General features: G+C 72.0%; 12 protein-coding genes. 4 read left to right on the forward strand and 8 right to left on the reverse strand.

Annotated elements, in window-relative coordinates; genetic code table 11:
* Positions 1–3 precede the first annotated feature (3 nt).
* Positions 4–1,179: a type VII secretion-associated serine protease mycosin gene (gene mycP / locus R2B38_RS05890; RefSeq protein WP_318015268.1), complete on the reverse strand. Its 1,176-nt coding sequence runs from the start codon at positions 1,177–1,179 to the stop codon at positions 4–6.
* Complete coding sequence (locus tag R2B38_RS05895; RefSeq protein ID WP_318015269.1) at positions 1,176–2,036, reverse strand: hypothetical protein; 861 nt, start codon at positions 2,034–2,036, stop codon at positions 1,176–1,178. The genes mycP and R2B38_RS05895 overlap by 4 nt, the downstream gene beginning before the upstream one ends.
* 3,972 nt (positions 2,037–6,008) lie before the next feature.
* Here R2B38_RS05895 and R2B38_RS05900 point away from each other — a divergent pair.
* The gene (locus tag R2B38_RS05900; RefSeq protein WP_318015270.1) at positions 6,009–7,211 is read left to right on the forward strand and encodes an amino acid deaminase/aldolase; all 1,203 of its coding nucleotides are present in this window, start codon (positions 6,009–6,011) and stop codon (positions 7,209–7,211) included.
* A gap of 45 nt (positions 7,212–7,256) precedes the next feature.
* On the opposite strand, the gene R2B38_RS05905 is transcribed toward R2B38_RS05900, so the two are convergent.
* Genes R2B38_RS05905 through R2B38_RS05915 form a run of 3 tightly spaced genes read right to left on the reverse strand, consistent with a single transcriptional unit; the run spans position 7,257 to position 10,824 of the window.
* Entirely contained in the window at positions 7,257–8,039 is a 783-nt protein-coding gene (locus R2B38_RS05905; RefSeq protein ID WP_318015271.1) for a 3-oxoacyl-ACP reductase, read from the reverse strand.
* On the reverse strand, positions 8,036–9,445 hold the full coding sequence (locus R2B38_RS05910) for an aldehyde dehydrogenase family protein (RefSeq protein ID WP_318015272.1): 1,410 nt from the start codon (positions 9,443–9,445) through the stop codon (positions 8,036–8,038). The genes R2B38_RS05905 and R2B38_RS05910 overlap by 4 nt, the downstream gene beginning before the upstream one ends.
* Before the next feature lie 8 nt (positions 9,446–9,453).
* On the reverse strand, positions 9,454–10,824 hold the full coding sequence (locus R2B38_RS05915; protein ID WP_318015273.1) for a glutamine synthetase family protein: 1,371 nt from the start codon (positions 10,822–10,824) through the stop codon (positions 9,454–9,456).
* Positions 10,825–10,909: 85 nt separating this feature from the next.
* Between R2B38_RS05915 and R2B38_RS05920 the strand changes: the two genes are divergently transcribed.
* Together R2B38_RS05920 and R2B38_RS05925 are read left to right on the forward strand one after the other, a co-directional pair.
* Positions 10,910–11,644: a FadR/GntR family transcriptional regulator gene (locus R2B38_RS05920; RefSeq protein ID WP_318015274.1), complete on the forward strand. Its 735-nt coding sequence runs from the start codon at positions 10,910–10,912 to the stop codon at positions 11,642–11,644.
* Positions 11,645–11,715: 71 nt separating this feature from the next.
* Complete coding sequence (locus R2B38_RS05925; RefSeq protein ID WP_318015275.1) at positions 11,716–12,408, forward strand: gamma-glutamyl-gamma-aminobutyrate hydrolase family protein; 693 nt, start codon at positions 11,716–11,718, stop codon at positions 12,406–12,408.
* Here the strand turns inward: R2B38_RS05925 and R2B38_RS05930 are convergent.
* Complete coding sequence (locus R2B38_RS05930; protein ID WP_318015276.1) at positions 12,405–13,328, reverse strand: LysR family transcriptional regulator; 924 nt, start codon at positions 13,326–13,328, stop codon at positions 12,405–12,407. The two genes, R2B38_RS05925 and R2B38_RS05930, sit on opposite strands and share 4 nt — an antisense overlap.
* A 70-nt stretch (positions 13,329–13,398) precedes the next feature.
* On the opposite strand from R2B38_RS05930, the gene R2B38_RS05935 reads away from it, so the two are divergent.
* Positions 13,399–14,508, forward strand: a complete 1,110-nt coding sequence (locus tag R2B38_RS05935; RefSeq protein WP_318015277.1) for a TDT family transporter — start codon at positions 13,399–13,401, stop codon at positions 14,506–14,508.
* On the opposite strand, the gene R2B38_RS05940 is transcribed toward R2B38_RS05935, so the two are convergent.
* The gene (locus R2B38_RS05940) at positions 14,435–15,154 is read right to left on the reverse strand and encodes a helical backbone metal receptor (protein ID WP_318015278.1); all 720 of its coding nucleotides are present in this window, start codon (positions 15,152–15,154) and stop codon (positions 14,435–14,437) included. The genes R2B38_RS05935 and R2B38_RS05940 overlap by 74 nt on opposite strands.
* On the reverse strand, positions 15,154–15,717 hold the full coding sequence (locus tag R2B38_RS05945; protein WP_033283758.1) for a helix-turn-helix domain-containing protein: 564 nt from the start codon (positions 15,715–15,717) through the stop codon (positions 15,154–15,156). The genes R2B38_RS05940 and R2B38_RS05945 overlap by 1 nt, the downstream gene beginning before the upstream one ends.
* Positions 15,718–15,859: the final 142 nt, after the last annotated feature.

Raw genomic sequence — 15,859 nt, forward strand, 5'->3', positions numbered from 1 at the left:
TGTTCAGAAGGCCGCGGGGCGTCGGCGCCGGCCGCGCCACAGGACGACCGCGGCCACCAACAGGACTCCGCCGACGCTGCCCGCGAGGGGGCCCGCCCAGTCGGACGTGCTGCTGTCGGTCTTGGCGGCGTCCGGTCCTGAGCCGAAGTACTTCTTGCCGTAGGCGGCGGAGCGCAGGCCGGTGGGCTTGAGGGCGGCCGCGGCCTTGATGGCGGCGGCGGGGTCGATGAAGCCGTAGCCGCGGGAGTCGTCGCGGCCGCCGGCCGGGGGGTTGCGCGCGGTGTCTTCGAGCAGCTTCTTGATCTGGGCCGGGGTCAGCCCCGAGTGAGCCGCCTTGATGAGCGCGACGGCGCCCGAGACGAAGGCGGACGCGGCGCTGGTCCCCCACCCCTCGTAGTACTTGTGGTCGGGGTCGGCGATGACGACGTTGACGCCGGGGGCGCTGACCGTGGCGTACCAGCGGCGGGTGGAGAAGGAGGCGCGGGTGCCGAACCGGTCCACGGCGGTCGCGGCGATCACGCCCGGGTAGGCGGCCGGGTAGGAGACGTGGTCGCCCTTCTCGCCGCCGTTGCCGGCCGAGGCGACGACGGCGACGCCCTTCTTCAGGGCGTACTGCACGGCCTCGTCCTCGGCGGGCTCGGGGTGGGCGGAGGCGGAGTCGTCGCCGAGGGAGAGGTTGATGACGTCGGCGCCGTGGTCGGCGGCCCAACGGATGCCGTCCGCAAGGGCGTTGCCACGGGTGGTGCGGGCCTTGCCGCGGGCCGAGTCGCCGTCTTCCAGGATCACGCGGACAGGGAGGATCTTGGCCTCGGGGGCGATACCGATCACGCCGTCATCGTCCCCGGGGCCGTGTCCGTGGCCGGCGATGATCCCGGCCATGGCGGTGCCGTGCCGGGCCCAGGCGCGGTCGCCGGGCTTGGCCCCGAAGCCGACCATGTCCTTGCCGGCGAGGACGTTGCCGGCGAGGTCGGGGTGGTCGGCCTCGACGCCGGTGTCGAGGACGGCGACGGTGATGCCCTTGCCCTTGGTGGTCTGCCAGGCCGCCTGGGTGTGCATGGCGTCCAGGGCCCACTCCTGGGCGCGTATGCCGTCGGCGTGCGCGACGGTGGACGGGACCAGGGCGAGGGAGGCGGCGAGGAGACCGCTCAGCAGACCGGCCCGGCGGGCGATGACGCTCATGAGGTCTTCTTCTCCGAGGTCTCTGAGGCCGTCGAGGTCTCTGCGGTCTTCGATGTCCCCGAGGGCGAGTCGACGGTCTTGCGCAGGCTCCGCTCGACGCGGTCGGCGAGCCCCTGCGCCTCGTTGCCGAGACCGGCCTGGGCGGGGGCTTCGGTGCCGCCGGACGTGACGGCTTGGTCGGCGGGTTCGGGTGCGTCGACCTTGCGGCCGTCCGCCCAGCCGGAGACGGCGTAGACGACGACGGGGGCGTCGGTGAGGACGGAGACGGTCCACGAGGCCCGCTGTTTGTCGCCGAAGCCGGCGGCGAGGGTGCCCTTGGCGGCGTACGGGCGGGGCATGAGGTCGGTGCGGTTGCCGAGGTTCTCGTTCTTGAACCGGGTGGAGAGGGCGGTCATCGCGGCGATGTCGCCCTTGGCGAAGAGGATGCCGACGGTGGTGACATAGCTCTGGGTGGCGTCGGTGTAGGTGGCCCGCAGGAGCCGCTGGCAGCCGACGGGGGCGAGCACGTCGCGCAGCAACGGGTCGAAGGCACCGGTGCACCCGGTGTCCGGGGCGACGGCGATCCGCGTCCAGGTGCGGTCGGCGCCGCCGGGCCCGGCCCCCTGCCCTTCCACGGTGGGCGGAAACAGCTGGTCGACGGGCACGCTGTGCCACAGTTGCCCGGCGGCGGCGAAGGAAGTGGCGCCACTGTCCGCTCCATCGTCCCCGGTCAGCCAACTCCCGGTCACCGCACCGCCGATGAGCCCGAGACCGAGCACGACACAGACACCGACAGCGGCGGTACGCGAGCGCATCCGCGCCGCCAGCGGCCGCGGCCGCGCCCGCTCGTCGTACCCCTCGGGCTCCCCGAACGACACAACGGGCCGTCCTTCACCGGGGTTCACGGGCGAACTCCAGGAAAAGGCGGGGTCGGGGCTGGAGTTGAGGGCGGGACGGGGCATCTCGGAGGCGGGGCGGGTGGGGGTGCCGGGGGGTGAGGGGGTCCAGGCGGGGGTGGGCTCGACCGGGGTGCGGGGGGCGGTAGTTGACCAGGCTCGGGTGTCTGTGTTGTCGGTGTTGTCAGGGGTGGGGCTGCCGACTGGCTTACTGGGGGCGGACGTTGACCAGGCACGGGCGTCGTCGGCGGCGGGCGTGACTGGGGTGCTGGGAGCGGTTGCTGACCAGGCCCGGGCGTCGGTGTCGTCCACGGCAGGCCCAACTGGCTTACCGGGGGCGGTCCGTGACCCGGGGGCGGTGTCATCGACGGTGGAACTCTGCGCTGCGGACCCGGAGGCGCCGGGGCCGACGGGGTGGGCGTCGGTCGGGCGAGGGCCCGAGGAGTACGGCGCAGCGGGGTGGGTGTCGGAGGGGTAGGGCGGGTTGCCACCGGAGGGCGACCACGCACCACGGCTGGGCGCGCCGCCCGTGGGATCCGTGAACGACTCGCCTCGCCAAGGGGTTTCCGGCCGGCCCCGATCCGTGGTCTCCGAGGAGGGCTCGGGGCCGGCGCCCGAAGGGGGAGTTGGTGGGCGAGTCGGGGCGGGGCTCCGCAGGTCGGATACCGGGGACGAGGGCTCGGTTGTCGGGCGGGGCGGGATGTCGGCGTGGCCGGGAGGTGTTGCCGGGCCGTCCGAGTCCTGGCGAAGCCGGTCGGACAGCTGGGGCGCGGGCTCGGTTGCGGGGCGAGGCGGGGTGGTGGAACCGGCAGATGTTCCCGGACGGGTAGGGACATAGCGCTGCCGGTCGGACGACTGACGCGCAGGCTCGCCATCGGGACGCGGCGGCGCGACCGGGGCGGAAGACGTCGCCGAACGGACCGAATCCCGATGAGGCCGGTCGGACGGCCGTGGCGGAACCTCGGCCCCCGCACCGGGCGGAGTGCCGGAACCGGCAGACGCTCCCGGACGGGTCGGAACGTAGCCCTGCCGGTCGGACGACTGACGCGCAGGCTCGCCATCGGGACGCGGCGGCGCGACCGGGGCGGAAGACGTCGCCGAACGGACCGAATCCCGATGAGGCCGGTCGGACGGCCGTGGCGGAACCTCGGCTCCCGAACCGGGCGGAGTGCTGGAACCGACAGACGCTCCCGGACGGGTCGGAACGTAGCCCTGCCGGTCGGACGACCGACGCAGAGGCTCGCTCTCAGAGCGCGGCGGCGCGACCGGGGCGGAAGGCGTTGCCGAGCGATTCGAGTCACGGCCAAGCCCGTCGGACGACTGACGCGCGGGTTCGCCCTCAGGACGCGGCGGCGCGACCGGGGCGGAAGGCGTTGCCGGGCGGGTCGCATCCTGGCGAGGCCGGTCGGGCGACGGATGCGGGGCCTCGCTCGCAGGGCGCGGCGGGTTGCCCGAGCCGGCAGATGTCCCCGGACGGGTCGGGATGTACCGCTGCGAGTCGGACGACTCACGCCGTGCCTCGGGCGCCGAACCGGATGAGGTAGCGGCGCTGGCAGATGTTCCCGGGCGCGTGGGGACGTAGCGCTGCGGGTCGGAGGACTGACTCGGCGCCTCCCCCTCGGGGTACGGCGGAGTCGCCGGGCCGGGAGGCGTTTCCTGGCGAGCAGGGTCCTGGCCGGACCGATCGGACGCTTGAAGCGGAGGCTCGCCCGCAGGACCGGGCGGAGTGGCGGAGCCGGAAGGCGCTACCGGGCGCCCGGGGGCATGGCGAAGCCAGTCGGGCGACTGACCAGGGCCCTCGCCCGCGGTACGCAGCGGAACACCCGGGGCAGAAGGCAACCCCGAACCAACCGAATCCTGACGCGACCAGTCGAACGCCTCGCTCGGAACGTCACCCACAGGACGCGGCGGAGCAGCAGCACCAGGAGGCGCTACCGGACGCCCGGAGACATGGCCAAGCCGATCGGACGACCCACCAGAGGCCTCACCCACAGCGCGCGGCGGAACACCCGGAACAGAAGGCAGCCCCGAACCAGCCGAACCAGCCGAATCCTGACGCGACCAGTCGAACGCCTCGCCCGGCATCTCACCCACGGAGTGCGGGGCCCCATCCTGGCGAAGCCAGTCGGACGACGGACGTGGGCCCTCGTTCGCAGGGCGCGGCGGGTTGCCCGAGCCGGCCGGTGTGGTCGGGCGGAAAGGGGTGGCCGACTCCGAACTGGGTTCCCAGAGCGCCTCGTTACCGCCTGCCGCCGCCGTAGGGCGGTGAGGCGGCCGGGGTGGAACAGCTCCCCGCGCGGCTCCATCGGCGTTCGCGCGGAGCGCCTCGCCGCCCGGCGCGGGCGGGGTGTCCGGAAAGCGTGCCGATGCTGGAGGAGGGGGTGGGGATGGGTTCACGGAGTCCATGGCACGGGGTGAGAAAGGCCGGAGGCCGGGAAAACGCGGCCGTCCGTCAGAGGCGACCGGGGCGGAACCGGACCCGAACCCGTCACGGCCATCGGAACCGTTGTTCCGAGACGCGTCACGAGGATCAGGACCGTTGCCCGGAAAGTCCGCGCGGGCATCAGGGCCCGAGCCACGAGACACCGTGCGGGCATCAAAACCGTCGGCCGAAGACCCAGTACTCGAAGACCCGGTACTCGAAGACCCAGTACTCGAAGCCCCGGTACTTACACCGAAACCGGTACTCAAAGACACCCCGCCGACATCAAACCCGTTGCCCGGAACCCCAGTTCGCGCATCGGGACCGTTCCCCCGGAACACCTCCCCGGCATCGGACCCACCGTCCCGCGGTGCCGGACGTCTCCCGTTGCCGCGGTCCCACCACCCCGTGCTGAGCCCGTCACCCGCGCCCCCGTTCCCGCTCCCCGCCGAAGCCGAACCGGAACCCGGCGCGAACGGCTCGCGCCCGGTCCGCGAAGCTTCCGCAGCCCCAGAAGCCCCCGAGTTACCCGACCCCAACACACCCGCACCCGTACCCGCACCCATGCCGTCGCCCGGTCGCGGCGCATCCCCCGCCGCCCGTCGCCCCCTCGCGTGAGCGCCCGAGGCAGGCCGCCGCTCCGACGCTCCGCCGTTCGTGGACGCACCCGGCATCCCCGGCGCACTCCACGCGTCCCACGCACTCGAAGTACTCGACGCACCAGGCCTGTTCGACGCACCCGGCGTCCCCTGCACACCCCTCGAAGCGGAACCCGAAGCGGAACCCGGAGCCACCCCCGAGACCGGACCCGAACCGGAACCCGGGACCGGCCCCCAAGCGGACCCTGAGGCCGGGCCAGAAAAAGAACCCGAGCCCGGAGCCGAAGCGGAACCCGAGCCCGAGCCCGAAGCTGGACCCGGAACAGAACCCGAGGTGGCCCCGGACGCAGCCGCCCCCGTAGTCCCCCTCGCCCCCGCCGTCCCCGAATCCCCCACAGAACCAGAATGCGGTCGGTCCAAGTCCTCGCCCGTTGCCTCGTCGGCCGTCGGCCGCCCCGCCGAGTCCGTCACGTTCCCCGAATTCGTCCCGTTCGTGCCATTCATGCCGTTCGCCGGATTCACGGGATTCACCGACCCCGGCGGCCGGTGCGGCGGCGTCGAACCCGCCGGTCCGGGGGCGCGTCGCGCTTCCGTGCTCATGCACCCCCCGTTTCCTCGTACCCGGGCCACCGTTCGTCCGTACGCGGGCCGGTGTACTCCTGCCCGTGCTCGTATACGGACCGGCGTCCACCCCGCTCTCACCCGGCACGACACAAAAAACAAAGACACGAGAACAAAGTCGTCCCGGGCACGCATACCCGCGGCGGCGGACCGCCATCCCGGGCGCGGTCGAACGACCGGCGGCGTTTCCTCCGTGCGTGCGCGTCACTCTACGGGTTGACCCCGCTCGAACGGGAACCAGTCCACACCCCCGGGGCATCTGCCCGGAACGTCCCCCTACCCTGCGGTAATCCTGTCTGGCAGGCTGCGTTCATGACTGCGCGCGCCGCCGACCGGGCCCGTTACGACCGGGCCACCGCCCACCTCGACGCCCCTCTCGCGATCGTCGACCTGGACGCCTTCGATGCCAACGCGGACGACCTCGTCCGCCGGGCCGGCGGCAAGCCGGTCCGCGTCGCCAGCAAGTCCGTCCGCTGTCGAGCGCTTCTCGAACGTGTCCTGGCCAGGGACGGCTTCGCGGGCCTAATGTCCTTCACCCTGGCCGAGTCGCTCTGGCTCGCCCGCTCCGGGTTCGAGGACGTCCTCCTCGCCTACCCCTCCGCCGACCACGCCGCCTTCGGCGAACTCGCCAACGACCCCAAGCTCGCCGCCGCCGTCACCGTGATGATCGACGACCCGGCCCAGCTCAGACTCATCGACGACTCACGCGACGGCGGCACCGAAGTCATCCGCGTCTGCCTGGAGTTGGACACCTCGCTGCGGATGCTCGGCGGCCGCGTCCGCGTCGGCGCGCTCCGCTCCCCCCTCCGCACCCCCGCCCAACTCGCCGACATCGCCCGGACGGTGTCCCGCCGCCCCGGCTTCAAGGTCGTCGGGATCATGGCCTACGAAGGCCACATCGCCGGTGTCGGCGACTCCGTCGCGGGGCGGCCGTTCCGCTCGCGCGCCATCCGGCTGATGCAGGCCACCGCCAAGCGCGAACTCGCCGAGCGGCGCGCCGAAGTGGTGCGCGCGGTCAGGGCAGTCGTGCCCGACCTGGAGTTCGTCAACGGTGGCGGCACCGGCAGCGTCCAGCACACCGCCGCCGAGGACGCCGTGACCGAGATCGCGGCCGGTTCCGGGCTGTACGTGCCGCGCCTCTTCGACAACTACACGTCGTTCCACGGCCGTCCGTCCGCGCTCTTCGCCATGCCCGTCGTACGGCGCCCGGGCGTCGGCGTGGTCACCGTCCTCGGCGGCGGCTACCCCGCCTCCGGCGCCGCCGGCCCCGACCGCCTCCCGGTGCCGTACCTCCCGGAGGGCCTGCGCTACGACCCCCAGGAAGGACCCGGCGAGGTCCAGACGCCGCTGCTCGGCTCCCCCGCCGACGACCTCCTCATCGGCGACAAGGTGTGGTTCCGCCACGCCAAGGCCGGTGAACTGTGCGAGCGCTTCGACGCGTTGCACCTGATCGAGGGTGACCGGGTGACGGCGACCGTCCCGACCTACCGGGGCGAGGGCATGACCTTCCTGTGAGCACTCACGGGGTCAACTGCCCCCGCTCCGGCGGGGGTTCACGGCCTACATCGGTGTGACGTACGCCCCGGAGATGCCACCGTCGACCAAGAAGTCCGCCGCGTTGACGAACGACGAGTCGTCACTCGCCAGGAACGCCACGGCGGCGGCGATCTCGGTCGCCTCCGCGAAACGGCCGACCGGGATGTGCACCAGGCGGCGCGCGGCGCGCTCGGGGTCCTTCGCGAACAGCTCTTGCAGGAGCGGGGTGTTGACCGGTCCCGGGCAGAGCGCGTTGACGCGGATGCCCTCGCGGGCGAACTGCACGCCCAGTTCACGGGACATGGCCAGCACCCCGCCCTTGGAGGCGGTGTAGGAGATCTGGGACGTAGCCGCGCCCATGCGCGCCACGAATGACGCCGTGTTGATGATCGACCCCTTGCCCTGGCGGCGCATGTAGGGGATCGCGGCCTTGCAACACAGGTACACGGACGTGAGGTTGACGTCCTGGACGCGCTTCCAGGCCTCAAGTCCCGTGTCCAGGATCGAGTCGTCGTCCGGCGGCGAGATGCCCGCGTTGTTGAAGGCGATGTCGACGCTGCCGTAGGTGTCGAAGGCCGTCTTGAAGAGCGCCTCGACCTGCTCGGGGTCGGTGACGTCGACCTTCACGAACAGCCCGCCGACCTCGTCGGCCGCCGCCTTGCCGTGCGTTTCGTCGATGTCGCCGCAGACGACGTTGGCCCCCTCGGAGGCGAGCCGCCGCGCGGTGGCGAGGCCGATGCCGCTGCCGGCTCCGGTGATGACGGCGGTACGGCCGACGAGTCGCCGGCAAACAATCTCTGAGGTCACTGTGCGGGGCCCTCCGTGCTGGTGGAGACGTTACTGATGGGGGTGTCGCTGATGAAGACGTTCTTGGTCTCGGTGAAGGCGGTGAGCGCGTCCGGGCCGAGTTCGCGGCCGATCCCCGACTGCTTGAAGCCGCCGAAGGGGGTCCAATAGCGGACGCTGGAATGGGAGTTGACGGACAGGTTGCCCGCCCGGACGGCCCCCGAGACGCGCAGGGCGCGGCCGACGTCCCGGGTCCAGATGGAGCCGGAGAGGCCGTAGTCGGTGGCGTTGGCCAGGGCGATCGCCTCCGCCTCGTCCTCGAAGGGGAGGACCACGGCGACCGGGCCGAAGACCTCCTCGACGGCCACGCGCGCGTGCGGGTCGACGCCGGTCACCACCGTCGGCGGGAACCAGAAGCCGGGCCCCTCGGGCGCCGTGCCGCGCATACCGCCGAGGTCGTCCGTGACGTACGAACGGACCCTCTCCAGCTGCACCTTGGAGATCAGCGGGCCCATGTCCGTCTTCTCGTCGGCCGGGTCGCCGACCGTCACCCCCTCGATCGCGGGGGCCAGGAGCTCCAAGAAGCGGTCGTGGACGGATCGTTCGACCAGGATGCGGGTGCGGGCGCAGCAGTCCTGGCCGGAGTTGTCGAGGAAGGACATGGGGGCTGCGGCTGCCGCGGCCTCGATGTCCGCGTCGGCGAAGACGATGTTGGGGCTCTTGCCGCCGAGTTCGAGGGTGACACGCTTGAGGAGCGCCGAGCCCTTCGCCAACACCTGTTTGCCCACGGCCGTCGACCCGGTGAACACGATCTTCGCGACGCCCGGGTGCTCGACGAGTGCGGTGCCCGCGACCGGGCCGCGGCCGGGGAGGACCTGGAAGAGGTCCTCGGGAAGGCCTGCCTCCAGGGCGAGTTGGGCCAGCCGGAGCGCGGTCAGCGGGGTCGTCTCGGCCGGCTTGAGGATGACCGCGTTGCCGGCCGCGAGCGCCGGTGCGGTGCCCCACGCGGCGATCGGCATCGGGAAGTTCCAGGGGGCGATCACGCCCACCACGCCCAGCGGTTCGAGGATCGTGATGTCGAGGCCGCCCGCGACCGGGATCTGACGGCCCGTCAGTCGCTCCACTCCCCCGGCCGCGTAGTCGAGGAGATCGCGGACGTTGCCGGCCTCCCAGCGGGCGTTGCCGACGGTGTGCCCGGCCTCGCGGACCTCCAACTGGGCCAGTTCTTCGAGGTGTTCGTCCACCGCCGTGGCGAAGCGGCGCAGCAGCCGGGCCCGGTCGGCGGGCGGCAGGGCCGCCCACTTCGCCTGGGCTCGGGTGGCGCGTACGACGGCTGCGTCCACGTCGGCCGCGGTGGCGGCGGGGACGGTGGCGACGACCTCCTCGGTGGCGGGGTTCAGTACTTCCAGCGGGTGCTCGGCAGGCAAAACGGTCCTCACAGACGTTCGAAGGAGCGACGCAGCTCCCAGTCGGTGACGGCGGCGTCGAAGGCGTCCAGTTCGACGCGTGCCATGTTGCGGTAGTGCGCGACGACCTCGTCGCCGAAGGCGGCCTTGGCGATCGGGCTGTTCTCCCACAGCTCGGCGGCCTCGCGGAGATTGGTGGGGACGTGCGCGTAGTCACCGCTGTAGGCGTTGCCCGCGCAGGCCTCCGGCAGCTCCAGCTTGTGCTCGATGCCGTAGAGCCCGGCCGCGACGAGCCCCGCCACCGCCAGGTGGGGATTCACGTCCCCGCCCGGCAGCCGGTTCTCGAAGCGCATCGAGCGGCCGTGGCCGACGACCCGGAGGGCGCAGGTGCGGTTGTCGTACCCCCAGGCGACGGCGGTCGGCGCGAAGGAACCCGGCTGGAACCGCTTGTACGAGTTGATGTTCGGGGCGTAGAGCAGCGAGAAGTCGCGGAGCGCGGCGAGCTGTCCGGCGAGGAAGTACCGCATGACCTCCGACATGCCGCCGGGGTCGTCCGAGGACCCGGCCATGGCGTTGCCGCCGTCGGCGTCGGCGAGCGAGAGGTGGATGTGGCAGGAGTTGCCCTCGCGCTCGTTGTACTTCGCCATGAAGGTCAGCGAGACGCCTTCCTGGGAGGCGATCTCCTTGGCACCGGTCTTGTAGATCGCGTGCTGGTCGCAGGTGACGAGGGCGTCGTCGTAGCGGAAGACGATCTCGTGCTGGCCCGGGTTGCATTCGCCCTTGGCGGACTCGACGGTCAGTCCGGCGACGGTCATGTCGTTGCGGATGCGGCGCAGCAGGGGCTCGATGCGGCCGGTGCCCAGCACCGAATAGTCGATGTTGTACTGGTTGGCCGGGGTGAGCCCTCGGTAGTTGGCGTCCCAGGCCTGTTCGTACGTGTCCTTGAACACGATGAACTCCAGCTCCGTACCGACCTGCGCGGTGAAACCGTGCTCGGCGAGGCGCTCCAGCTGGCGGCGCAGGATCTGGCGGGGTGCGGCGACCACCGGCGATCCGTCGTTCCAGGCGAGGTCGGCGATGAGCAGGGCGGTGCCGGCGTTCCAGGGCACACGGCGGAGGGTGGTCAGGTCCGGGTGCATGGCGAAGTCGCCGTAACCACGTTCCCAGGAGGACATGGCGTAGCCGTCGACCGTGTTCATCTCGGTGTCGACGGCGAGGAGGTAGTTGCAGCCCTCGGTGCCGTGCCGGAGCACGTCGTCCAGGAAGAACTGGGCGGCGAACCGCTTGCCCTGCAGCCGCCCTTGCATGTCGGGGAAGGCCAGGACGACAGTGTCGATCTCACCACTGGCGACGAGGCGTTGAAGTGCCTCGACGCCCAGTGGGGGTGTGCGGTCTGCCACGGGAAAGCCTCCTTCGGCTTCTACGGTCAGCCGGAAGCCATAAGGTATTGCGGAGAACCATTGCTTGGGAAGGGGGTGCCGCCATATGTCGCTGGAAGCGGAGAACGGGCTTGAGGACCGGTTGACCCCGGTACTGCGGCCGGTGCGGGCGGGCAACGGATTCGAAGAGGCGCTGGAACAGATACTGCAGGTCGTACGGCTGGGCCTGGTGCCGGGGGGCGAACGGTTGCCGGCCGAGCGGGAACTGGCCGAGCGGCTCGGGATCAGCCGGGTGACGCTGCGCGAGGTTCTGAAGGTACTGCAGGACCAGGGTCTCGTGGAGTCGCGGCGCGGACGCTACGGCGGGACGTTCGTGCTGCCGAAGTCGGACGCGGGCGGCGAGGACGAGCTGCGGCGGCGGATCAGCGCGGTCGACATCGAGGACGTGCTGCGCTTCCGCGAGGTGCTGGAGGTCGGCGCGACGGGCCTGTGCGCGACCCACGGCCTGAGCGACGAACAGGCGGCCCGCCTGCGCGACGCCCTGGCCCGCACACACGACGCCCCGCTCGCCGACTACCGCCGCCTGGACACCCTGCTCCACCTGACCCTGGCCGAGCTGTGCGGTTCACCGACCCTGACCGCGCAGTACGCGGCGGTACGGGCCACGGTGAACGACCTCCTCGACTGCATCCCCCTCCTGGTCCGCAACCTGGAGCACTCGCAGCGCCAGCACATCGCGCTGGTCGAGGCGGTCCTCGACGGGGACGCGGACGGGGCGCGGGAGATGATGCGGGAGCACTGCGCGGGGACGGCGGCGCTGCTGCGCGGGTTCCTCGCATGACCGCCTGACCAGCGGGGTAGTTCAATGGTTCGCACGGAGTCCATTCAATTCGCTTCACGTCGGAGGGGCGCATGGCGGGCAGGCCGCTGATCGGCATCAGTACGTATCTGGAGGCCGGAGCACGCTGGGGCACCTGGGAGCTGGAGGCGGCCCTGCTGCCCGCCGGCTACCCCCGGCTCGTCCAGCGCGCGGGCGGCCTCGCCGCGATGCTGCCCCCCGACGCCCCCGAACACGCGGCGGCGACCGTGGCCCGCCTCGACGGCCTGGTGATCGCCGGCGGCCCGGACGTGGAACCGATCCGCTACGGCGCGGAGCGCGACCCCCGCTCCGGCCCGCCCGCCCCCGCCCGGGACGCCTGGGAACTCGCCCTGATAGAGGCCGCGTTGACGGCGGGCATCCCCCTCCTGGGCATCTGCCGGGGAATGCAGCTCCTGAACGTCGCCGTGGGCGGCACCCTCGTCCAGCACATCGACGGCCACGCGGAAACCCCGGGCGTCTTCGGCAGCCACCCGGTCAAGCCGGTACCGGGAACCCTGTACGCCTCAGCGGTCCCGGAGGAGACCTCGGTCCCGACATTCCACCACCAGTGCGTGGACCGCCTGGGCGCGGGCCTGACGGTGTCGGCCTGGGCCGAGGACGGCACCCCGGAGGCCGTCGAACTCCCCTCCGCCGACTGGGTGTTGGGGGTGCAGTGGCATCCCGAGATGGGTGAGGACCTGCGCGTGATGCGGGCGTTGGTGGAAGCGGCCGCGAAAACCCGCTAGCCCCGCGTCAGCGAGAGCAGCTCCCGCGCCGGTCCCGTCGGCCGGTGCCCCGTGGGCCACACCGCTCTCAAGTCCCGGGCGAGCGTGACCCCTTCGACCGGGATGCGCACCAGCCTCCGCGTCGACAGCTCCTCCCCCACGGCGAGTTCACTCAACACCGCGGGCCCCGCTCCGCTCACCGCCGACGCCTTGACCGCCGTAGTGGACGACAACTCGATGAGGGGGCGGGCCAGTCCGCCGAGGGCCGCGTCCAGTACCTGTCTCGTGCCCGAGCCCTTCTCCCGCAGGATCAGCGGCGTGGACGCCAACTCGGCCGCCGGTACCGGGCGTTGACGACGCGCCCACGGATGGGTCGGAGCGGTCACGACGATCAGGTGGTCATGGGCGATCACCGTGAAGTCCAGCCCGGGAGGCACGGAGAGACCCTCCACGAAACCCAGGTCGGCCTCGTCGGCGAGGAGCCGTTCCGCGACCGTGGTCGAGTTGCCGGCCAGCAACGAGACGGCTGTGTCCGGGCGTTGGGAGCGGAGGGCGAGGAGCCAGCCGGGGAGGAGGTACTCGGCGATGGTCATGCTGGCGGCGACCCGGAGCCGAGAGTCACGGCGGTGTCGTAGCGCCTGGGCGCCCGCGTCGAAGGCGGCCGCCGCCTCGACGACCCGGCGGGCCCAGTCCGTGACCAGGGCACCGGCGTCGGTCAGGGTCGAGCCGCGCGGCGAGCGGTCCACCAGGGCTACGCCGAGCTGCCGTTCCATGGAGCGGATCCGGCTGCTGGCCGCCGGCTGCGTGATGCCCAGCTCGCGGGCCGCCGCGCCGAGGCTGCCGAGCCGGGCCACCGCCAGCAGCAGTTCCAGCGCGCCGAGGTCCGGCACCCGGTGTGCTATCGACCCCTCCCGCCGCTCACCCATCTCACCGTTGCTCATAAATCCAGTTTATGTCCCCATAGACACATACTCCCTGGTCGCGTGTCTCAGTCGGCGAGACGGTGGAGGCATGGTCACCGCCGTACGTCATCTCGGACCCAACTGGTACGCCTCCGTCATGGGCACCGCCATCGTCGCCACGGCCGGTGCCGGGCTCCCGCTCCACGTCCCGGGACTGCGCACGGCCTGCACCGCCGTCTGGGCCCTCTCCCTCGCGATGCTGCTGACCCTGCTCGCCGCCCGCGCCCTGCACTGGACCCACCACCGCGACCAGGCCCGCGCCCACCTCGACGACCCGGCGATGGCCCCCTTCTACGGCTGCCTCGCGATGGCCCTGCTGGCGGTGGGCGGCGGCACGCTGGTCGTCGGGCAGGACTGGATCGGGCTCCGGGCGGCGGTCGTACTCGACGCCGTGCTGTTCGGCGCCGGAACGCTCATCGGGCTCACGGCGGCCGTCGCCGTCCCGTACCTGATGGCCGTACGGCATCACGTGCATCCCGCGCAGGCGACCCCCGTGTGGCTGCTGCCCGTGGTCGCGCCCATGGTGTCCGCCGCGCTCGGCCCGCTCCTCGTGCCGCACCTCCCCGCCGGCCAGCCCCGGGAGACGCTGCTCCTCGCGTGCTTCGCGATGTTCGGACTGAGCCTGCTGGCAACGCTGTTGATGCTGCCGCTGGTCTTCGCCCGGCTCGTCACCGGCGGCCCGCTGCCCCTCGCACTCACCCCGACGCTGTTCCTGGTCCTGGGCCCGCTGGGCCAATCCACCACCGCCGTAGGCAAGTTCGCGGACTTCGCCCCGGGAGTCGTACCGGCCCCCACCGCCCAGGCCTTCAGCCTCCTCGCCGTCCTCTACGGCGTCCCCGTCATGGGCTTCGCCCTGCTCTGGCTCGGCCTCGCCACCGCGCACGTCGTCCGCGCCCGCCGCCAGGGCATGCGCTTCACGATGACCTGGTGGGCCTTCACCTTCCCGGTCGGCACCTGCGTCACCGGCGCCGAGTCCCTGTCCCACCACACCGGCCTCGCCGTCTACGACGGCCTCGCGATCGTCCTCTACGGCGTCCTGGTCGCCGCCTGGGCCACCGCCGCCGTGCACACGGCCCGCGGCCTGCTCAGCGGCGCGCTGCTCGCAGGGCCGCGCCCAGCACCCGTGGCGCTTCGCCCAGTGACGGCCCGTACCACGTGAGGTGCCTGCCGCTGACGAGCGAGCAGGGCAGGCCGGTGAATGCCTCGGGTCCGTCGTCGGCCGTGAAGCGGTAGGGCTCGTCCGGGAGGACCACCAAGTCCGGTTCCGCCGCGCGTAGTTCGTCGATCGTGACGCGCGGGTAGCGGTCGGCGTGCGTCGCGTACGCGTTGTCCACGCCCAGCCGGGACAGCACGTCGCCCGCGAAGGTGTCCCTGCCGAGGACCATCCAGGGACGGCGCCAAATGGGGACGACGGCGGTGATACGGCGTTCCGGTTCCGGCAGTTGAGCCCACGCCTCCTCCGCCTCGTCCAGCCAGCGCGGACGGGACGGCGCTCCGCACGCGTCGAGAACCCGGGCGAGTTCACGGAAGGCCTGCGGGACGTCACGCACCTCGGTGACCAGGACCTCAACTCCCGCCTCACGCAGGGCCGTCAGGTCCAGTGCGCGGTTCTCCTCCTCGTTGGCGATCACCACGTCGGGGGCGAGGCTGATGATGTGGTCGAGCTTCGGGTTCTTGGTGCCGCCGACGCGGGTGACGCCGAGGTCGGCCGGGTTGCTGCACCAGTCCGTCGCGCCGGCCACAACTCCCGGCAGGGTCAGCGCGATCGCCTCGGTGAGCGACGGTACGAGTGAGACGACGCGCATCAGCGCTGACGGTCCTGGACCGCCTCGATGTGTTCGGCCACCGCGACCACGACCACCCGGGTGTCCGGCACGGTCGCGCGCCAGCGGTGGCGGACTCCGCCGGTGAGGTACATCGTGTCGCCGCGCACCAGGCGGTACGCGCGCCCCTCCGCCTCGATCTCGACGGCGCCGTCGGCGACGTACATCAACTCGTCGTTGCGGTGCTGGAATTCGCGCCCGGCGTCGTGGTCGCCGGTGAACTCCGAGGCGTGCAACTGGTGATGGCCCCGTACCAGGGAACGCATCCGGGGTTCCGCCGACTCGGGCTCCTCCGCGCGGACGACGTCGACGCTGCACGCGGGGTCGGCGGCGGCGAGGAGTTCGACGGCCGTGGTGCGCAGGGCGTCGGCCACCTTCTCCAGGGAGCTGCGGCTGGGGCGGGCCCTGTCGTTCTCGACCTGGCTCAGGAAGGGCACCGAGAGGCCGCTGCGCTCGGCCACGACGGCGAGGGTCAGCGACAGCGCGCGGCGGCGGCGCCGTACGGCCGCACCCACCCGAAGGGGCTGTTCTTTGTGGTCGCCCATCGCTCCGGCTCCCTCCTTCGCTCGTCGGTCTGCAAGTGTCGCGGAAGCCGCTTCCGAAGCTGCCTCTGATGAGTTCTCTGCACCCTACGCATGTTCGTCAAACCGTTTCATGCGCCTGTCACATCCACGTCACACAGCGTGC

The organism is Streptomyces sp. N50, assembly GCF_033335955.1.
GTDB lineage: Bacteria > Actinomycetota > Actinomycetes > Streptomycetales > Streptomycetaceae > Streptomyces.